Source organism: Aeromonas piscicola, assembly GCF_000820005.1.
Taxonomy (GTDB): Bacteria; Pseudomonadota; Gammaproteobacteria; order Enterobacterales; family Aeromonadaceae; genus Aeromonas; species Aeromonas piscicola.
The window spans coordinates 1-1,616 of the sequence record NZ_CDBL01000053.1; the positions used below are offsets into that span (position 1 = coordinate 1).

Annotated in this window: 2 protein-coding genes; both read left to right on the forward strand. The window is 62.1% G+C overall.

The window, feature by feature from the left end:
* A partial coding sequence (locus BN1128_RS12980) for a glutamate-1-semialdehyde 2,1-aminomutase (protein ID WP_042869406.1) occupies positions 1–849 on the forward strand: 849 nt, incomplete at its 5' end.
* Between the two features lie 212 nt (positions 850–1,061).
* Positions 1,062–1,616: hypothetical protein (locus BN1128_RS12985; RefSeq protein WP_042869531.1), on the forward strand; the 555-nt coding region annotated here is incomplete at its 3' end.

The following is a 1,616-nucleotide window of genomic DNA, read 5'->3' on the forward strand; positions in this document are numbered from 1 at the left end:
GACTCCCTGCTGGTCAAGGCAGGCTCCGGCGCCCTGACGCTGGGTCAGCCCAACAGCCCGGGTGTGCCGGCCGATTTCGCCAAGCACACCCTGACCTGCGTGTTCAACGATCTGGATTCGGTGCGAGAAGTCTTCAGCCAGTACGGCAGCGAGATCGCCTGCATCATAGTCGAGCCGGTGGCCGGCAACATGAACTGCATCCCACCGGTGCCCGGCTTCCTGGAAGGGCTGCGCGCCATCTGTGACGAGGCCGGCGCCTTGCTGATCCTTGACGAGGTGATGACAGGCTTCCGCGTCTCCCTGCGCGGTGCTCAGGGCCACTACAACATCGAGCCCGACCTTACCACCCTCGGCAAGATCATAGGGGCCGGCATGCCGGTGGGCGCCTTCGGCGGCAAGAAGAAGGTAATGCAGTACATAGCCCCGACCGGCCCTGTCTATCAGGCTGGCACCCTCTCCGGCAACCCAGTGGCCATGGCCGCCGGCCTGACCATGCTGGATCTGCTGCTGGAACCGGGCCTTTATGACCAGTTGAACGCCAAGACAGCCCGGGTGGCCGAGGGGCTGAAAGCCGCCGCCGCCAAGCACGGCATTCCGCTCGCCATCAACTACGTGGGCGGCATGTTCGGCTTCTTCTTCACCGACGAGGCCGAGATCACCCGCTACGAGCAGGTGACCCGATGCGACATGGAGCGTTTCAAGCGCTTCTACCATCTGATGCTGGAGGAAGGTGTCTATCTGGCACCAAGCGCCTACGAGGCAGGTTTCCTGTCGCTGGCGCACGGTGACAAGGAGATTGAACATACCCTGGCTGCCGCCGAGCGCAGCTTTGCCAAGCTGGCGGGTTAATCCCGACCCGGTTTGATGAGAGGGCCCTTCGCGGGCCCTTTTTCATTGCACCATGCCTGGCCCACCCAACTCCCTATCACGGTTCTGGTGCAATCCCCCTATGGCCTCCGCCTGTTTGCCACTCTCTGGTGCAACAACCCCTGCCATTCTTGTCATAAAGCGGGCCCACTATTTGCACACCATAAGCAGGAGCCCACTTGACCGAGGTGTGTATGGCAGAGATGAGCCCCATCGATGTGCTGCGGCGCTATCAGGAATACGAAACCGAACTGACCCCCTTGTTGCTGGGGCTGCTCACTGCCCCCCTCGACTCGCTCAGGAGTTATCCCTTCATACTGACCATAGGCCAGAGCCATGAGCCTGCGAGGATCCTGCCCCCCGTGCCGGCACCGCAGGCACAACTGCGCCTGGTGGTGCAGGGTCATGGCCGGGAGCTGACGCTCTGCCTCAATCAGTTGATCGCCTGGCTGATGGGGGACAGAGAACGCCGCCGGGCCATGCCCTGGTTCAAGGCCGTCTACGTGGTGCTCAGCATGGCGCTGTTCCTCATAGTCGCCACCCTGATCTGGCATGGGTTGGAGCAGCTCTACCTGCTGCTGTGCGGGACACAGCAAAACCGGATCGGTGCCTTCAGCGCCATCATATTCCTGACCCTGGCGCTGGCGGTATTCGATCTGGGCAAGACCATTTTGGAGGAGGAGGTACTGCTGCATAAGGACATCTTCCGCCACAGCGCCATTCGCCGCACCATCACCCGCTTCATCGCC